The sequence below is a fragment of the Enterobacter sp. R4-368 genome (assembly GCF_000410515.1).
Taxonomy (GTDB): Bacteria; Pseudomonadota; Gammaproteobacteria; order Enterobacterales; family Enterobacteriaceae; genus Kosakonia.
Genome location: NC_021500.1, coordinates 1,006,444 through 1,023,900 on the forward strand (window position 1 = coordinate 1,006,444; position 17,457 = coordinate 1,023,900).

The window sequence follows — 17,457 nt, forward strand, 5'->3', positions numbered from 1 at the left end:
AAGTATTCGTTGAGGTTTGAAATGTATACGAAATCGGGAACTCAGGCTTATGCTCAGGTCGGCGTGGAAAGCGCCGTCCTGAGCGCCAGCCCGCATCAACTTGTGGTACTGCTTTTTGATGGCGCGTTAAGCGCCATGAAAAGGGCTGCGATCCTGATTGAGCAGGGAGATATTCCCGGTAAAGGACAGGCGCTTTCAAAGGCTATTAATATCATTACCAACGGTTTGCGTGCCGGTCTCGACCACGAAGTCGGTGGCGAGATCGCCGCAAACCTGGACAGTCTTTATGACTATATGACACGACGTCTTTTACAGGCTAATCTCCACAATGACCTCTCCGCCATTGATGAAGTTTCAACGTTGCTCAACAACATTGCTGATGCCTGGAAAGAGATTGGCCCCAATAATCAAAACGCGCGGGACACTTACTAATGGAAGCAAATTTCGGGTTGCTCCACCACTATCAGCAGCTGTTGGTCACCAGCCGCACCATGCTTAACCTCGCGAAGGAAGGGCGTTGGGACGAACTCATTGAGCACGAGTTGAAATACATTACCGCTGTGGAGAAACTGACACAGTTCCAGGATATGAGTGAAGTCGCGCCTCAAATGCAGGCGCAAATTCGCCCGTTGCTACAGCAAATTCTGGAAAATGAAGTTTCACTCAAAGAACTGTTAAGCCAGCGAATGGACGAGCTGCGGACATTGGTTGGACAGACATCCCGACAACATAACCTACATTCGACATATGGACGTCTCTCTGGAAACATTTTATTCCCCAACGAGATCTAATCTCATGCCCGGCGGGTGATACAGGAACAGTCCATCACCCGCTACGGTTTTCGCCTTCCCCCCTCTTCCCGTTCTTATCTCGCAATACAAATTCCCACGCCACTATGTGCGTAGCGGTTCGTCGTTTCTGAAATCTCAGCCATACTTCCAGCGTCTCATTCTGGAGCATGGAAGATGAAAAACCCCACCCTGTTGCAAACGTTTCACTGGTACTCCCCTGATGGCGGCGCACTCTGGCCGGAACTTCGCGCGCGCGCAGGTGCGCTGAGCGACATGGGGATCAATATGGTCTGGCTTCCACCGGCGTACAAAGGTGCCGCAGGCGACCAGTCGGTGGGTTATGACAGCTACGATTTATTCGATCTCGGTGAGTTTGATCAGAAAGGTAACGTCGCCACCAAATACGGGGATAAAGCGCAACTGCTCGCCGCCATTGACGCGCTGCAGGCGAACGGTATCGCCGTGCTGCTGGATGTGGTGGTCAATCACAAAATGGGCGCCGATGAAAAAGAAGCGGTACGCGTGAACCGGGTCAATCAACAGGATCGCACGCAAATTGACGACGAGGTTGTTGCATGTGAAGCCTGGACGCGCTTCACCTTCCCTGCCCGAGCCGGGAAATATTCGCGATTTATCTGGGATTACAAATGCTTTAGCGGCGTCGATCATATTGAAAATCCGGACGAATACGGCGTATTTAAAATCGTTAACGACTATACCGGCGACGGCTGGAACGACCAGGTCGACGACGAGCTGGGCAACTTCGACTACCTGATGGGCGCCAATATCGATTTTCGTAACCATGCGGTGACGGAAGAGATCAAATACTGGGCGCGTTGGGTAATGGAACAGACTCACTGCGACGGTTTTCGTCTGGACGCGGTGAAACACATTCCGGCCTGGTTCTATAAAGAGTGGATCGAGCATGTGCAGGAAGTCGCGCCCGGGCCGCTGTTTATCGTCGCGGAATACTGGTCCCATGAAGTGGAAAAGCTGCAGCAGTATATCGGCCAGGTTGAGGGCAAAACGATGCTCTTTGACGCGCCGCTGCATATGAAATTTCACGAAGCCTCGCAACAGGGGCGCAATTACGATATGCGCCAGATCTTCGACGGAACCCTGGTGGAAGCCGATCCGTTTCACGCCGTAACGCTGGTTGCCAACCACGACACGCAACCCCTGCAAGCCCTGGAAGCGCCGGTCGAAGCCTGGTTTAAACCGCTGGCCTATGCGCTGATCCTGCTGCGTGAAAATGGCGTGCCGTCAGTCTTTTACCCGGATCTGTTTGGCGCAAGCTACGACGATACCGGCGGCGATGGCGAAACCTACCACGTCGATATGCCAGTCATTGAAAATCTCGAACGGTTAATTCTCGCCCGCCAGCGTTTCGCCCACGGCGTGCAAACCCTGTGGTTTGATCATCCTAACTGCATCGCCTTTAGCCGCAGCGGCACCGAATGTGAGCCGGGTTGCGTGGTGGTGATGTCCAATGGCGACGAGGGAGAAAAGCAGCTGATGCTGGGGGAGAACTACGCCAGTAAAGTGTGGCGGGATTTTCTTGGTAACCGCGAGGAGACGATCACCACCGATGAACATGGTGAAGGAACATTCACCTGCCATGGGGGTAGCGTCAGCGTGTGGGTCATTGAGGATGCGCTATAAAAATGCGCCGGGCAATATGCAGGCCCGGCGTGCCATTTAGTGCGTAATGTTCAGCCCGGATTTTGTTAAAGCGTCCTGGCATTCAACCGTGGGTTTATCGACGCGTTGCAATGTCAGACCATCAAACTCCAGCGTATTACCTTCGCGCTCAAGGCGGTAAATGTCGCGTTTTTGCGTCACGTTATACAGCTTGTCGCCATGACGCATCAGCTTGCCCGGAACGGCAATCACGCGCTGCCACTGGCGGCAATCGAGTGTATCACCCTCTTTTGTCACGATAAGGCTGGCGATGGCTTCCGGGCTCACCAGGCTGCTTTGCGGCCCGGAAGATTGCCAGTAACCCGCCAGCCCTGCCGGTGCGGGCTGTTTCACCACCGCATCGTAATTATCCACCTGAACGCAGCCGCTCAGCAGCATCGCCGCGCCAATAATCACTCGCTTTTTCATTATTTATCCTGCTCGCGAAGAAAAAAATATTGTGGCATTAAAGCATTATCATCGCCACCCTTTCCCCCACCGCCTGCAAGTTTGATCTGTACCAGGTTTTTCGCCTTTTTTACGTTAGCTTGTCATCCCGCCCGTGTATTATCCGGGGTTCTTTTGCATTACCCGTTCCTTCTGAGTTCAGAGGCTCATTTCTATGTCATGGCAACAGTTCAAAGACCGCTTTCTGATTAAGTTCTGGTCTCCCGTCCCGGCAGTTATCGCTGCGGGCATCCTCTCCACTTACTATTTTGGTATCACCGGCACGTTCTGGGCGGTTACCGGCGAGTTTACCCGCTGGGGCGGTCAGTTATTGCAACTGGCAGGTGTACATACCGAAGAGTGGGGCTACTTCAAATTGATCCACCTTGACGGCACGCCGCTCACCCGTATTGATGGCATGATGATCATCGGCATGTTCGGCGGCTGTTTCGCCGCCGCGCTGTGGGCGAACAACGTCAAGCTGCGTTTGCCGCACAGCCGTATCCGCATCATGCAGGCCATTATCGGCGGGATGATTGCCGGTTTCGGCGCACGTCTGGCGATGGGCTGTAACCTCGCCGCCTTCTTTACCGGTATTCCGCAGTTCTCGTTACACGCGTGGTTTTTTGCCGTCGCCACCGCCATTGGCTCATGGTTTGGCGCACGCTTCACGTTGCTGCCGCTGTTTCGCATCCCGGTTAAAATGCAAAAAGTCTCAGCCGCCTCACCGCTGACGCAAAAACCCGCTCAGGCAAAACGTCGTTTTCGTATCGGCATGCTGGTGTTCGCCGGCATGGTGGGTTGGGCGCTGCTGACGGCAATGAACCAGCCCAAATTAGGCCTGGCAATGCTGTTTGGTGTGGGTTTTGGTCTGCTTATCGAACGTGCGCAAATCTGTTTTACCTCAGCCTTCCGCGATATGTGGATCACCGGGCGCACGATGATGGCGAAAGCGATTATTTTCGGGATGGCGGCCAGCGCTATCGGCATCTTTAGCTATGTCCAGCTGGGCATGGAAGCCAAAATTATGTGGGCGGGTCCGAATGCGGTGATCGGCGGCTTGCTGTTCGGCTTTGGTATTGTACTGGCAGGCGGCTGTGAAACCGGCTGGATGTACCGCGCGGTGGAAGGCCAGGTACACTACTGGTGGGTTGGGCTGGGTAACGTGCTTGGCTCAACGATCCTCGCCTATTACTGGGATGATTTATCCCCTGCGCTGGCCACCAGCTGGGACAAAATCAACCTGTTGAAAACCTTCGGTCCGCTGGGTGGCCTGCTGGTCACTTATCTTTTGTTGCTCGCCGCCTTCTTGTTTGTCGTCGGCTGGGAAAAACGCTTCTTCCGCCGCGCTAACACGGTGGCTACCGTTAAGGAGACTGCATGAACATCGTGCCCGATTACCGTCTTGATATGAGCGGCGAGCCCTGCCCTTACCCGGCTGTTGCGACGCTTGAAGCGATGCCGCAGTTAAAAAAAGGCGAGATCCTAGAAGTGATAAGCGACTGCCCGCAATCCATTAATAATATTCCGCTTGATGCGCGTAATCATGGCTATACCGTGCTGGATATTCAGCAAGATGGGCCGACGATCCGGTATTTGATACAAAAATAAGGTTTTACCTGTACTCCGCCCCCAGGCTAACGATAAAATTAGCCGCTGTAATTACAACGGAATGCATTAGCCTGGGGGCGTTTATAAAATGAAATTAGCATTAATTGGTAATTGCCAACTTGAAGTTCTGGGAAATTTGATAATGAACGTCAGCGGGCTGCATGAAGGGAAGTTTGACGGCATTTTCAATATGCCTATTTATAAACTTAACGAAAATAATGACTTCATTAACTTCTATCACGAATTAGAACAGTGTGATTTCATTTTTATGCAGCATCATGCAGAAAAATGGGGACCGTTTTCAACAGCAGCCTTAAGCCAATTCTTCGATATCACCATGCTACCGACCATGGAATCCCGCGTTTCAACGCCGCAGCTCGGGTACTATACAGATAAAATCCCTGATTTTATGGTCTACGTCGATTACCGCATGCTGCATCTTTATCTCACCAATGTGAGTATTCAAAACGTGGTGGAAGCGTACCATTCCGTGAGTTTTTCCAGTGAAAAACAAACCAATATGCTTAAAGAAGATGCGTTGAAATACCGCACACTATTTCAACAAGGCAAGCTTTATTTCGATTATTCAGAAGAGTATTTCCGCACCCTTTCCGCTAATCCGGATTGCTACTCAACGGTAAGCCACCCGGATAACTATAATCTGAGTTTGTTATTACAAGTGATTTATCATAAATCACTTGGCATTAACGAGAGTTTCGATCTGCAGGGCAATGATCTGCTTAAAAATTATGTTGCGCCAAAAATTGGCTCAGGTGATAACACGTATCATATGATGCGCCCGACGGGTCTGGCGCTGGCCGGTAAAATTAATTATGCCTTTTTTGACAGCCAGAATCGGCGTGCGCTTAAACAAGCGCTGGTTAACTCCTCTTACTATACCGGTCTGGAAGACTGCTACCAGAACCTGTAATTCGCCGGGTGTTTTCCTGCTCCCAAAAAAGCCCTTTGCAGGGCTTTTTTAGTATGGTTGAAAATAGAGTCAACCGCCGTTAATAACAGCCCCCTTGCTGATAGTATTGAACACGATATAAAACAAATCGCACCAGGGATAATGGAATATTAATGGGTAATAAGGTGAATCTCACCGCCTTCATCCATAAACATACAGCGATTGCGCCCGGTCTGTTTTCCCCGATACATCGCCGCATCGGCTCTTTTCACGACGATGCCAATAGACTCTCCATCCCATGCCTGAGTCACACCGATGGTCACCGTAATGTTAAGCGCTTTATCGTCGTAGTGAATGGCTGACGCTGCAACCGACTCACGCAGGCGCATCGCGGCCATACACGCCTCTCTGTCCGAAGGCGCATACAGAATAATAATGAACTCCTCACCGCCGTAGCGGTAGGCAGTGTCGCCCCCACGGATCCGATCGCGCAGTTGCTGCGCCAGTTCGCGTAAAACGCCATCACCGACCAGATGCCCGTAGGTGTCATTCACATCTTTAAAACGATCGATATCAAGCAGCAACATATACATCTTCCGGTCTGATACTTCTTTCAGTTGCTGTTCAAACCTTTCATCCAGCATCCTGCGACCTGGCAGCCCGGTTAATATATCAACGCCACCGCGCAGCTTTAATAAATACGTTTTATAGGCGGTCACCGCTGCGGAAAATAACGCAAGACGATGCTTAAACTCTGAAAATTTATCAGTATTTGTTTTTTTATCCCTAATCACACACATCAATTCACGGCCGCAGTTATGCATTTTAGTGTGTGTCGCATCAATTGCCTGCAGGCAGCTGGATTCCTCCTGATTCGTGGGTTGGTGTCCATCCAGCCAGCGACCGAAATGGCACAGGTGGTGCGAGTGTGCGTTAATGCTTTCCGACTGATCAATATTATTATTGACCACGCAGGCGAACATATTGATTAACCAATCATAATGCGCATCAACTGCTTTATTAAGATCAATAAGGATATTATCAATCTGTTGCGTATTCCTGTACATCATATCCCTCACCGCGGTGTAATAAGCACTACAGTGTAAAAAAACAAAAGGTATTTTTATGTAAATATAATAAAATCAGCTAAAGAATCAGATATTTCAGCGCAAGAAATATTTGCAAAAAAGGAAATAAAACCCATTAATTCATGGTAATGGCAAAGCACCTGCGTGGAACCAGCGTAACTCAGACAGATACCCACGCCCTGTTTTGCAACACCACGCGGTAGCCGTCATGGTCCTGCCAGCTCTTGCCTGAAATATCCCAGTAAGGGTTAAACGAAACGACCTCTGTAAACCCGGCTTTGCGCATGGCTTCACAGCGCGCAGCCCATTCATCAGCGTCCGGGTAATAAAGCACCAGTAAATCCTCTGCCGTCGCAGCAGGTTTAACCGGATGGTGATGACAACGTGTGAATTCGATGTGCCAGGGCGCAGAGCGGTGCCCTACCATCACGCCACTGAAGCCCTCATGATCGGTGAAATCCGCAATTTTGCGCAGTTCCAGCGCCTCGCAATACATGCGGCAGCTCAGTTCAAGGTCGGTTACGGGCCGGGCGATTCTCATATGAGCAAACATTCGTCATCTCTCCTTCGGGCATCGTCAGTGGAAAACGGTAAGCATGACTGTACCCGCAACGGCTATGGTCGATGTGATCGTCTGTGCCCACGTAAAGTGGCAGGGAGGGTGCAAAAAGGATTAGGAGGGAAAGCGCGCGAAACACAAAACAAGGGAAGATAACCGCCAGCGAGGTGGTTATCTTCCCATTATTCGTGGTTATGCGTGAGTCAGAATCACTACACCTGCATGTTCATGATGTCCTGATATGCAGAAACCAGTTTGTTACGTACCTGAATGCCCATCTGCAACGAAATCGATGATTTCTGCAAATCGGTCATCACGTCGTTCAGCGCTACGCCCGGCTCACCGAGTGTAAATTTTTCCGCCTGGGTACGCGCTGCGTTTTGCGTGTCGCTAATGCGATCCAGCGCAGCATGCAGTTGCCCGGCGAAGCTGATAGACGGTTCACTTTCCACGCTCTGATTACGCGCAATCCCGGCAGTTGCCTGCAGCTGACTGACGACGCTTTCAATGCCCTGTATAGCCATGGTAAATCCCCGGATGGTTTGATACCTGACAAGGTTAACAGCTTGTCAATGGGATAATGGCGGTAAATAGCGATAAAAAACCAGGTTATTTGAGGCATAGAAAATTCGGATTCATCAAATAATGACACTGCCAGTTAATGGACATTTGTCGAGTTTGCCGACCCGGGAGTCTGTTTTGTTTCTCAACTCAAATAACAACATCCACCCAGAGTTACGAGGTGCGCAATGAGTGCGACTGCAACAACTGCACCGCAGAATAAATCTCTTGAGTGGCTTAACCGCTTACGCGCGAACCCCAAAATTCCTCTTATGGTGGCCGCTGCAGCAGCGGTTGCCATTGTTGTTGCTATGGTACTGTGGGCGAAAAGCCCGGACTACCGCACGCTTTATAGCAACCTGTCCGATCAGGACGGCGGCGCTATCGTCACCCAATTGACGCAGATGAACGTCCCCTACCGCTTTGCTGACGGTAGCGGTGCTATTGAAGTTCCCGCCGATAAAGTCCAGGAGCTGCGCCTGAAACTGGCTCAACAGGGTCTGCCGAAAGGCGGCGCTGTCGGTTTTGAACTGTTGGATCAGGAAAAATTTGGTATCAGCCAGTTCAGCGAACAAGTGAACTACCAGCGTGCTCTGGAAGGCGAACTGGCACGCACCATCGAAGCACTCGGTCCGGTAAAAGGCGCCCGCGTTCACCTCGCGATGCCAAAACCGTCGCTGTTCGTGCGCGAGCAGAAAGCCCCTTCCGCATCCGTGACGGTGAACTTGCAACCGGGACGCGCGCTGGATGATGGCCAGATCAGCGCCGTCGTACACCTCGTTTCCAGCGCGGTGGCAGGTTTACCGCCGGGCAACGTGACCGTTGTCGATCAGGGCGGTCGTCTGCTGACCCAATCCGGCGTTGCCGGTCGTGACCTGAATGATGCACAACTGAAATACACCGCCGACGTTGAAGGCCGTATCCAGCGCCGTATCGAAGCGATCCTTGGCCCTATCGTGGGTAACGGCAACGTTCACGCGCAGGTAACGGCGAAACTCGATTTTGCGAATAAAGAGCAGACGGAAGAGCAATACACGCCAAACGGCGGCGATCCGTCACAGGCTGTGCTGCGTTCACGTCAGGTAAATAGCAGCGAGCAGATTGGCGGCCAGTATCCTGGCGGCGTTCCGGGTGCGCTGTCGAACCAGCCTGCTCCGGCGAATACCGCGCCGATTACCACACCGGCTAACCAGCAGAACGGTCAGCAGAATCAAAATGCGCAGGGCCAGCAAGGCACGAGCACGGCTAACACCACCACTACCGGGCCGCGTAACACCACGCATAACGAAACCAATAACTACGAAGTCGACCGTACGATCCGCCACACCAAAATGAATGTCGGCGATATCGAGCGCCTCTCTGTTGCGGTGGTGGTCAACTATCGTTCACTGCCGGGTGGCAAAACCGCCGCGCTGACAGCCGACCAGATTAAACAGATTGAAGATTTGACTCGCGAAGCGATGGGTTACACCGAGAAACGCGGTGACACCCTGAACGTCGTCAACTCGCCGTTCAACGCAACGGATGATGTTGGTGGTCAGCTCCCGTTCTGGCAACAGCAGTCGTTTATCGATCAGCTGATGTCCGCAGGTCGCTGGTTGCTGGTGCTCATCGTGGCGTGGCTGCTGTGGCGTAAAGCCGTACGTCCGCAGCTGGTACGCCGCCAGGAAGAGGCGAAAGCCTTGCAGGAAGCGCAACAAGCCAAAGCGGAAATCGAAGAATCGGTGGAAGTTCGCCTCAGCAAAGACGAACAGAACCAGCAGCGTCGCTCTAACCAGCGCCTGAGCGCCGAGGTGATGAGCCAGCGTATTCGCGAAATGTCAGATAACGATCCGCGCGTCGTGGCGCTGGTCATTCGCCAGTGGATGAGTAACGAACATGAGCAATAATCTTTCCGGAACGGACAAAAGCGTCATCCTGCTGATGACCATTGGCGAAGATCGCGCGGCTGAGGTGTTCAAACACCTCTCCGCCCGCGAAGTCCAGCACTTGAGTACCGCGATGGCCAGCGTACGTCAGATCTCCAACAAACAGCTGATGGACGTATTGCAGGAGTTCGAGAACGAAGCGGAACAATTCGCGGCGCTGAACATCAACGCCAACGATTACCTGCGTTCGGTGCTGGTCAAAGCCCTCGGCGAAGAGCGTGCCTCCAGCCTGCTGGAAGATATCCTCGAAACGCGCGATACCACCAGCGGCATCGAAACGCTCAACTTTATGGAGCCGCAGAGCGCCGCCGACCTTATCCGCGACGAACACCCGCAGATCATCGCCACTATCCTTGTGCACCTCAAACGTTCTCAGGCGGCGGATATCCTTGCGCTGTTTGATGAGCGTATGCGCCACGATGTGATGCTGCGTATCGCCACCTTCGGCGGCGTACAGCCTGCCGCACTGGCGGAACTGACCGAAGTGCTGAACAACCTGCTCGACGGCCAGAACCTCAAGCGCAGCAAAATGGGCGGCGTGAGAACCGCGGCGGAAATCATCAACCTGATGAAAACGCAGCAGGAAGAAGCCGTTATTACCGCCGTTCGCGAGTTCGACGGCGAGCTGGCGCAGAAAATTATCGACGAGATGTTCCTGTTCGAAAACCTGGTGGATGTGGACGACCGCAGCATCCAGCGCCTGCTGCAGGAAGTGGATTCCGAATCCCTGCTGGTTGCCCTCAAAGGTGCCGAGCAACCGCTGCGCGAGAAGTTCCTGCGCAACATGTCGCAACGTGCGGCAGATATTCTGCGCGACGACTTGGCCAACCGTGGGCCGGTGCGTCTGTCTCAGGTGGAAAACGAACAGAAAGCCATCCTGCTCATCGTTCGCCGTCTGGCGGAGACCGGCGAGATGGTAATTGGCAGCGGCGAGGATACCTATGTCTAATGAATTGCCGTGGAAAGTCTGGAAGCCGGACGATCTGGCCCTCCCGCTGGCCGCCGAGTTCGCTCCCCTGCTGACGAAAGAGTCGTCGTCAGCCGCTGAAGCGGACGGCGAAGAAGATGAGATATCAGAAGAGCAAAAGCTGCAGCAGCAGTTAGCGCAGATCCAGATGCAGGCGCACGACGCCGGGTATAACGCCGGTCTGGCGGAAGGCCGCAAAGCGGGTCACGACGTCGGCTACCAGGAAGGTCTGGCGCAGGGGCGCGAAGATGGTCTCAACCAGGCGCGCCAGCAACAGGCGCCAATCCATGCGCGTATGCAGCAGCTGGTCAGCGAATTCCAGTACACGCTGGATGCGCTGGACAGCGTTATCGCCTCGCGTCTGATGCAGATGGCGCTGGAAGCCGCGCGCCAGGTGTTAGGCCAGGTGCCGGTTGTTGATAACAGCGCGCTGATCAAGCAGATCCAGCATTTAATCCAGCAGGAGCCGCTTTTCAGCGGGAAACCGCAATTGCGCGTGCATCCGGACGATTTGCAGCGCGTGGAAGAGATGCTTGGCGCAACCCTCAGCCTGCACGGCTGGCGTTTGCGTGGCGACCCGACCCTGCATCCGGGCGGGTGCAAAGTGTCCGCCGATGAAGGCGATCTCGACGCCAGCGTAGCAACACGCTGGCAGGAACTGTGCCGTCTGGCGGCGCCGGGAGTAGTTTAATGACCGCACGTTTGACCCGCTGGCTAACGACGCTGGATAACTTTGAAGTCAAAATGGCGCAGCTGCCCGCTGTGCGCCGTTATGGTCGGCTGACCCGCGCGACCGGGCTGGTGCTGGAAGCCACCGGCCTGCAGCTGCCGCTGGGCGCGACCTGCATTATTGAGCGTCAGGACGGTGTCGAAACGCGCGAAGTCGAATGCGAAGTGGTTGGCTTCAACGGCCAGCGCCTGTTTTTAATGCCGCTGGAAGAAGTTGAAGGTATTTTGCCTGGCGCGCGCGTTTATGCCCGCAGCGTGTTAGGTGATGGTTTGCAAAGCGGTAAACAGCTGCCGCTCGGCCCTGCCCTGCTTGGCCGCGTGCTGGATGGCGGCGGCAAGCCGCTCGACGGTCTGCCTGCACCGGAAACCGGTGAGACCGGCGCACTGGTCACGCAGCCGTTTAACCCCTTACAACGTACGCCGATTGAGCATGTGCTGGATACCGGCGTACGCGCCATTAACGCCCTGCTGACCGTCGGTCGTGGTCAGCGTATGGGTCTGTTCGCCGGTTCCGGCGTCGGTAAAAGCGTGCTGTTAGGCATGATGGCCCGTTATACCCAGGCCGACGTTATTGTCGTCGGGCTGATTGGTGAACGTGGCCGCGAAGTAAAAGATTTTATCGAGAACATCCTTGGCGCAGAAGGCCGCGCACGTTCGGTGGTGATTGCCGCCCCGGCAGACGTTTCTCCTTTATTGCGTATGCAGGGCGCTGCGTACGCGACGCGCATTGCTGAAGATTTCCGCGACCGCGGTCAGCATGTGCTTCTGATCATGGACTCCCTGACGCGTTATGCCATGGCGCAGCGTGAAATCGCGCTGGCAATTGGCGAACCGCCAGCGACGAAAGGTTATCCCCCTTCTGTCTTCGCCAAATTACCGGCGCTGGTGGAACGCGCGGGGAACGGTATTCACGGCGGCGGTTCGATCACCGCGTTTTATACCGTTCTGACCGAAGGGGATGACCAGCAGGATCCGATCGCTGACTCCGCACGAGCCATTCTTGATGGGCACATTGTCTTGTCCCGCCGCCTGGCGGAAGCCGGTCACTACCCGGCCATTGACATTGAAGCCTCTATCAGCCGTGCGATGACAGCGTTAATTACGGAACAACATTACGCCAGAGTCCGGAACTTTAAGCAGTTGCTGTCGAGCTTCCAGCGTAACCGCGATCTGGTTAGCGTTGGCGCATATGCGCGCGGTAGCGACCCAATGCTGGATAAAGCCATCGCATTGTGGCCACACCTGGAAGCCTTCCTGCAGCAGGGCATTTTTGAACGTGCCGGGTGGGAAGATTCAATGCAGGCATTAGAGCTGATCTTCCCGACAGTCTAAGGTAGTGGAGAGCTGACTTATGACGCAAAACAGCGCATTAACGACGCTAAAGGATTTGGCAGAGAAAGAAGTTGACGACGCCGCACTGAAACTGGGTGAGATGCGTCGCGGCTGCCAGCAAGCGGAAGAGCAATTAAAAATGCTGATTGAATATCAGCATGAGTATCGCAGCAGTCTGAATAACAACATGAGCCAGGGGATTGATAACCAACGCTGGCAGAATTATCAGCAATTTATTCAGACGCTGGAAAAAGCGATTGAGCAGCACCGTCAGCAGTTAGCGCAGTGGAATGAAAAAGTCGATAGTGCCCTGGGTAGCTGGCGTGAAAAGAAACAACGTTTACAAGCCTGGCAAACCTTGCAGGACCGACAAAGCGCCGCGGCGTTACTGGCGGAAAACCGTCTCGATCAGAAAAAAATGGATGAATTTGCACAGCGCGCGTCCCTGAGGAAAATAGAATGATCAACTTGTCAAAACTGTTAATGACAGAATCCGATGCCACCACCGGTGTACAAGCCGGCAAAAGCGGCGGCGATTCTGCACAAGATTTCCTCGCTCTGCTGACGGGTGCAATGACCGGCGGCCAGGGACAGGAGAGCGATGCGCCGATTACGCTTGCCGATCTGCAGGCAGCCGCCCTGAGCGGCAAGCTGGCGAAAGGCAACCTGGCGGCAACCGCAGCTACCGGCGAAGAGACGCAGGCACAAACACCGGCGCAAAAACTGGCGGAACTGCTGGCGCGCCAGAGCGCGAAAAGCGATGTGATTGCCTCAGCGGCAAGCGACGCTGACGTGCAAAAACTGTTTTCTGGCCTCACACCTGCGGCGAAAACCGATGTGCTGGCCGCGTTAAGCAAAACGGCTAAAGCCACTGACAGCGAAAACAAAACCGATTTAAATGATGAAGAGCTGGCAGGTTTAAGCGCGCTGATGGCGATGCTGCCGCATCAACAAGCTGCGCAGTTAAACAACGCCAGCGCCCAACCGGCTACCGCGACAAGCGGTATTGATGTGGCCAAAGCAGCAAACCGCGCACTGAATACCAGTTCACTGACGACAGATACTGATTTACCGCGCGGCAGCGCGAAAAATGACAGCCCTGCCAGCACCGCGCCGTTCCATGTAGCGGATGATGCCCAGCAGACGGCGGTGCTCGCCTCTTCTTCTGCGGCGGTGAAGAAAGATAATGACAACGCGCTACAAACCACCAATACCACGGCCAGCATCGCACCGGTGACGACTACCGCCAGTGCCGCCCAGGCCAGCACGCCTGTCGCCGCACCGGTGATCAGCGCACCGCTGGGCAGCCATGAGTGGCAGCAGAATATCAGCCAGCATGTCACGCTCTTTACCCGCCAGGGCCAGCAGAGCGCGGAGCTGCGTCTGCACCCGGAAGATCTGGGTCAGGTTCAGATTTCTATTAAGCTTGAAGATAACCAGGCGCAGTTGCAGATGGTTTCAGCGCACAGTCATGTTCGCCAGGCACTGGAAGCGGCGCTGCCGATGTTGCGTACCTCGCTTGCAGAAAACGGCATTCAGCTGGGTCAGAGCAATATCAGCAGCGAGTCTTTTGCCGGTCAGCAGCAGCAACAGCAGGCCTCTCAACAGCAGCAACAGGCTTCACGTTCGGGCGCAGGCGATCTGTTTGGCGCGGATGATGGCGACGCGTTAGTCACCCCGGCAAGCCTGCAATCTGCGGCTCGCGGTAACGGCGCAGTCGACATCTTTGCCTAAACGCCAGAGGTAGCATGATTATCCCCGTCTTTTCCGCGCTTTGACGGGAGCAGGACACGGGATAATCAGCTCATAAGCAGTACTAACAGGAAGCCCGTAACAGATGACTGACTCCGCTATTAACAAAAAACGTAAGCGCTCTATCTGGATCCCGCTGCTGGTGTTAATCACACTCGCAGCTTGCGCCACCGCTGGCTATAGTTACTGGCGTATGCAACAGAAACCTGCGGCTAGCGCAAAAGTGGAAGCGCCTCCTCCGCCAGCGCCGGTTTTCTTCGCTCTCGACACTTTTACAGTGAATCTGGGCGATGCTGACCGTGTGTTGTATGTCGGTATCACACTGCGTCTGAAAGATGACGCTACGCGCGCCAGACTTAGCGAATATCTGCCGGAAGTACGCAGCCGCTTGTTGATGTTGTTCTCACGTCAGGACGCAGCACAGCTTGCAACCAACGAAGGCAAGCAGAACCTTGCTACCGCGATTAAAGAGACGATCGCAACGCCGTTAGTGCCAGGACAGCCGAAGCAGGAAGTCACTGACGTTCTTTATACAGCTTTCATTTTGCGGTAAAGACATGGGCGATAGCATTCTTTCTCAGGCCGAAATCGATGCGCTGCTCAACGGAGACAGCGATAAGAGCGATGATCCGCAACCGGGTATGGGTGGCGATAGCGATATTCGCCCCTATGACCCCAATACCCAGCGCCGCGTGGTGCGTGAGCGTCTGCAAGCGCTGGAGATCATCAACGAGCGTTTTGCGCGTCAGTTCCGTATGGGGTTGTTTAACTTGCTGCGTCGTAGCCCGGATATCACCGTTGGCGCGATCCGCATTCAGCCCTATCACGAGTTTGCGCGTAACTTACCCGTTCCGACCAACCTTAACTTGATCCACCTGAAACCCCTGCGCGGCACCGGCCTGTTTGTTTTCTCGCCAAGCCTGGTGTTTATCGCCGTGGATAACTTGTTCGGTGGTGACGGGCGTTTTCCAACGAAAGTGGAAGGCCGTGAATTTACGCACACTGAACAGCGCGTCATTAACCGCATGCTGAAGCTGGCGCTCGAAGCCTATAGCGATGCGTGGAAGGCGATTAACCCGCTGGACGTGGAGTATGTGCGTTCGGAAATGCAGGTCAAATTTACCAATATTACGACATCGCCGAACGATATCGTCGTCAATACGCCGTTCCATGTTGAGATCGGCAACCTGACGGGTGAGTTCAATATCTGTCTGCCTTTCAGCATGATAGAACCGCTGCGCGAAATGCTGGTCAACCCGCCGCTGGAAAACTCACGCAGTGAAGACCAGAACTGGCGTGACAACCTGGTGCGTCAGGTTCAGCACTCTGAACTGAATTTGATTGCCAATTTCGCGGATATTCCCCTGCGCCTGTCGCAGATACTTAAGCTCCAACCCGGCGATGTGCTGCCGATTGATAAACCCGATCGCATTATCGCTCATGTGGACGGCGTACCGGTGCTAACGAGCCAGTATGGTACGGTCAACGGACAATATGCGTTACGTGTAGAGCACTTGATAAACCCGATTTTGAATTCGCTGAATGAGGAACAGCCCAAATGAGTGATATGAACAATCCGTCCGATGAGAACAGCGGAGCACTGGACGATCTGTGGGCTGACGCGTTGAACGAACAAAAAACCACTCCCGCGACGAAAAGCGCGGCCGATGCCGTGTTTCAGCAGCTCGGCGGTGGTGATGTTGGCGGCACTCTCCAGGATATCGACCTGATTATGGATATCCCGGTCAAACTGACCGTGGAACTGGGTCGTACGCGTATGACAATTAAAGAGCTGCTGCGTTTGACGCAGGGTTCCGTGGTGGCACTTGACGGGCTGGCGGGCGAACCGCTGGATATCCTGATCAACGGTTATCTGATTGCTCAGGGTGAAGTGGTGGTCGTTGCGGATAAATACGGCGTACGTATCACCGATATCATCACCCCTTCCGAGCGTATGCGTCGTTTGAGCCGCTGAGTCGAGCATGAAAACACAGGCCACGGTTTCCCAACCGTCTGCCCTTTCCGGTTCGCCACTGTTGCAGGTCAGTGGCGCGCTGTTTGGCATGATCGCGTTAATTCTGATTATCGCGTGGCTCGCCAAACGCCTTGGCCTCGGCGGCAAAACCGCCAGCGGCCGGGGTTTAAAAGTGACCGCCAGCACCACGGTTGGCCCGCGTGAACGCGTGGTGATCGTGGATGTTGAGGATGCACGCCTGGTGCTGGGCGTTACGCCCACCAACATCAATCTGTTGCACAAACTTCCTCCCGCACCCGCAGAAAGTGAAGACGTGAACGTGAAAAATGTGGATTTCCAGACCGTGATGAAGAATTTGCTTAAGCGTTCCGGGAGATCCTGATGCGCCGTTTGTTCTCTTTTGCGCTGGCCGGATTATGGCTGGTTGCCCCTGCGGCATTTGCACAACTTCCGGGTTTGATTAGCCAGCCGATAGCCGGTGGCGGCCAGAGCTGGTCGCTGCCTGTGCAGACGCTGGTATTTATTACCTCGCTCACCTTCCTGCCCGCCATTTTGCTGATGATGACCAGCTTTACACGCATCATCATTGTGTTCGGCCTGCTGCGAAACGCGCTGGGAACACCCTCTGCGCCGCCGAACCAGGTGCTGCTTGGGCTGGCGCTGTTTTTAACCTTTTTTATTATGTCGCCGGTGATCGACAAGATTTATACCGACGCCTATCAGCCGTTTAGCGAGAATAAAATCTCTGTCGATGTGGCGCTGGAACGCGGCGCACAACCGCTGCGTGAATTTATGCTGCGCCAGACGCGCGAAGCCGATTTGGCGCTGTTTGCCCGTCTCTCTAATAGCCCGCCGATTCAGGGGCCGGAAGCCGTATCGATGCGCATTTTGTTGCCCGCTTATGTCACCAGCGAGCTGAAAACCGCATTCCAGATTGGTTTTACAATCTTTATTCCGTTCCTGATTATCGATCTGGTGATCGCCAGCGTTCTGATGGCGCTCGGGATGATGATGGTACCGCCCGCAACCATTGCCCTGCCGTTCAAACTGATGTTGTTTGTGCTGGTGGATGGCTGGCAGTTACTGGTCAGCTCGCTCGCCCAGAGCTTTTACAGTTAGGAGTAAGC

The 17,457-nt window shown here is 54.1% G+C and carries 21 protein-coding genes; 17 read left to right on the top strand and 4 right to left on the bottom strand.

Annotated elements, in window-relative coordinates; all coding sequences use genetic code 11:
* Positions 1-21 precede the first annotated feature (21 nt).
* The 3 genes from fliS (at position 22) to amyA (ending at position 2,453) form a co-directional block, all read left to right on the top strand.
* Positions 22-432, top strand: coding sequence for a flagellar export chaperone FliS (gene fliS, locus H650_RS04655; RefSeq protein ID WP_017458358.1), 411 nt, complete (start codon positions 22-24; stop codon positions 430-432).
* The gene (fliT, locus tag H650_RS04660) at positions 432-791 is read left to right on the top strand and encodes a flagella biosynthesis regulatory protein FliT (protein ID WP_020454185.1); all 360 of its coding nucleotides are present in this window, start codon (positions 432-434) and stop codon (positions 789-791) included. Before fliS ends, fliT begins: the two co-directional genes overlap by 1 nt.
* A gap of 174 nt (positions 792-965) precedes the next feature.
* Positions 966-2,453, top strand: a complete 1,488-nt coding sequence (gene amyA, locus H650_RS04665) for an alpha-amylase (RefSeq protein ID WP_020454186.1) — start codon at positions 966-968, stop codon at positions 2,451-2,453.
* Between the two features lie 36 nt (positions 2,454-2,489).
* Here amyA and yedD read toward each other — a convergent pair whose 3' ends face one another.
* Positions 2,490-2,900 (bottom strand): lipoprotein YedD, encoded by a 411-nt coding sequence (gene yedD, locus H650_RS04670; protein ID WP_020454187.1) that lies wholly within the window; start codon positions 2,898-2,900, stop codon positions 2,490-2,492.
* 193 nt (positions 2,901-3,093) lie between these two features.
* Between yedD and yedE the strand changes: the two genes are divergently transcribed.
* The 3 genes from yedE to H650_RS04685 all read left to right on the top strand — a co-directional run bounded on the left by yedE (position 3,094) and on the right by H650_RS04685 (position 5,460).
* On the top strand, positions 3,094-4,302 hold the full coding sequence (gene yedE, locus H650_RS04675) for a selenium metabolism membrane protein YedE/FdhT (RefSeq protein ID WP_020454188.1): 1,209 nt from the start codon (positions 3,094-3,096) through the stop codon (positions 4,300-4,302).
* Positions 4,299-4,529 (top strand): sulfurtransferase-like selenium metabolism protein YedF, encoded by a 231-nt coding sequence (yedF, locus tag H650_RS04680; protein WP_020454189.1) that lies wholly within the window; start codon positions 4,299-4,301, stop codon positions 4,527-4,529. Before yedE ends, yedF begins: the two co-directional genes overlap by 4 nt.
* Positions 4,530-4,617: 88 nt before the next feature.
* A complete protein-coding gene (locus H650_RS04685; protein WP_170956308.1) occupies positions 4,618-5,460 on the top strand; it encodes a WcbI family polysaccharide biosynthesis putative acetyltransferase in 843 nt (280 codons plus the stop codon).
* A gap of 149 nt (positions 5,461-5,609) precedes the next feature.
* On the opposite strand, the gene H650_RS04690 is transcribed toward H650_RS04685, so the two are convergent.
* The 3 genes from H650_RS04690 to fliE form a co-directional block, all read right to left on the bottom strand.
* The gene (locus H650_RS04690) at positions 5,610-6,506 is read right to left on the bottom strand and encodes a diguanylate cyclase (RefSeq protein ID WP_044489681.1); all 897 of its coding nucleotides are present in this window, start codon (positions 6,504-6,506) and stop codon (positions 5,610-5,612) included.
* A gap of 181 nt (positions 6,507-6,687) precedes the next feature.
* Positions 6,688-7,080, bottom strand: coding sequence for a VOC family protein (locus tag H650_RS04695; protein ID WP_020454192.1), 393 nt, complete (start codon positions 7,078-7,080; stop codon positions 6,688-6,690).
* Between the two features lie 218 nt (positions 7,081-7,298).
* Positions 7,299-7,610 carry a flagellar hook-basal body complex protein FliE gene (fliE, locus tag H650_RS04700; protein ID WP_017458367.1) on the bottom strand — a complete coding sequence of 104 codons (312 nt, stop codon included), beginning with the start codon at positions 7,608-7,610 and terminating at the stop codon, positions 7,299-7,301.
* Between the two features lie 225 nt (positions 7,611-7,835).
* Here fliE and fliF point away from each other — a divergent pair, with 225 nt between their 5' ends.
* The 11 genes from fliF (at position 7,836) to fliP (ending at position 17,449) form a co-directional block, all read left to right on the top strand.
* Positions 7,836-9,536: a flagellar basal-body MS-ring/collar protein FliF gene (gene fliF / locus H650_RS04705; protein ID WP_020454193.1), complete on the top strand. Its 1,701-nt coding sequence runs from the start codon at positions 7,836-7,838 to the stop codon at positions 9,534-9,536.
* Positions 9,526-10,524, top strand: coding sequence for a flagellar motor switch protein FliG (gene fliG / locus H650_RS04710; RefSeq protein ID WP_020454194.1), 999 nt, complete (start codon positions 9,526-9,528; stop codon positions 10,522-10,524). The genes fliF and fliG overlap by 11 nt, the downstream gene beginning before the upstream one ends.
* Positions 10,517-11,233 carry a flagellar assembly protein FliH gene (gene fliH / locus H650_RS04715; protein WP_020454195.1) on the top strand — a complete coding sequence of 239 codons (717 nt, stop codon included), beginning with the start codon at positions 10,517-10,519 and terminating at the stop codon, positions 11,231-11,233. The genes fliG and fliH overlap by 8 nt, the downstream gene beginning before the upstream one ends.
* Positions 11,233-12,603 carry a flagellar protein export ATPase FliI gene (gene fliI / locus H650_RS04720; protein WP_020454196.1) on the top strand — a complete coding sequence of 457 codons (1,371 nt, stop codon included), beginning with the start codon at positions 11,233-11,235 and terminating at the stop codon, positions 12,601-12,603. Before fliH ends, fliI begins: the two co-directional genes overlap by 1 nt.
* A gap of 19 nt (positions 12,604-12,622) precedes the next feature.
* Positions 12,623-13,066 (top strand): flagellar export protein FliJ, encoded by a 444-nt coding sequence (fliJ, locus tag H650_RS04725; RefSeq protein WP_017458372.1) that lies wholly within the window; start codon positions 12,623-12,625, stop codon positions 13,064-13,066.
* On the top strand, positions 13,063-14,337 hold the full coding sequence (gene fliK, locus H650_RS04730) for a flagellar hook length control protein FliK (RefSeq protein WP_020454197.1): 1,275 nt from the start codon (positions 13,063-13,065) through the stop codon (positions 14,335-14,337). The genes fliJ and fliK overlap by 4 nt, the downstream gene beginning before the upstream one ends.
* A gap of 103 nt (positions 14,338-14,440) precedes the next feature.
* Positions 14,441-14,908, top strand: coding sequence for a flagellar basal body-associated protein FliL (gene fliL, locus H650_RS04735; protein ID WP_020454198.1), 468 nt, complete (start codon positions 14,441-14,443; stop codon positions 14,906-14,908).
* Positions 14,909-14,912: 4 nt separating this feature from the next.
* The gene (fliM, locus tag H650_RS04740) at positions 14,913-15,917 is read left to right on the top strand and encodes a flagellar motor switch protein FliM (RefSeq protein ID WP_020454199.1); all 1,005 of its coding nucleotides are present in this window, start codon (positions 14,913-14,915) and stop codon (positions 15,915-15,917) included.
* Complete coding sequence (gene fliN / locus H650_RS04745; protein ID WP_020454200.1) at positions 15,914-16,330, top strand: flagellar motor switch protein FliN; 417 nt, start codon at positions 15,914-15,916, stop codon at positions 16,328-16,330. Before fliM ends, fliN begins: the two co-directional genes overlap by 4 nt.
* 7 nt (positions 16,331-16,337) lie before the next feature.
* Positions 16,338-16,712: a flagellar biosynthetic protein FliO gene (gene fliO / locus H650_RS04750; protein WP_017458377.1), complete on the top strand. Its 375-nt coding sequence runs from the start codon at positions 16,338-16,340 to the stop codon at positions 16,710-16,712.
* Positions 16,712-17,449 (top strand): flagellar type III secretion system pore protein FliP, encoded by a 738-nt coding sequence (gene fliP, locus H650_RS04755; RefSeq protein WP_017458378.1) that lies wholly within the window; start codon positions 16,712-16,714, stop codon positions 17,447-17,449. The genes fliO and fliP overlap by 1 nt, the downstream gene beginning before the upstream one ends.
* Positions 17,450-17,457 lie beyond the last annotated feature (8 nt).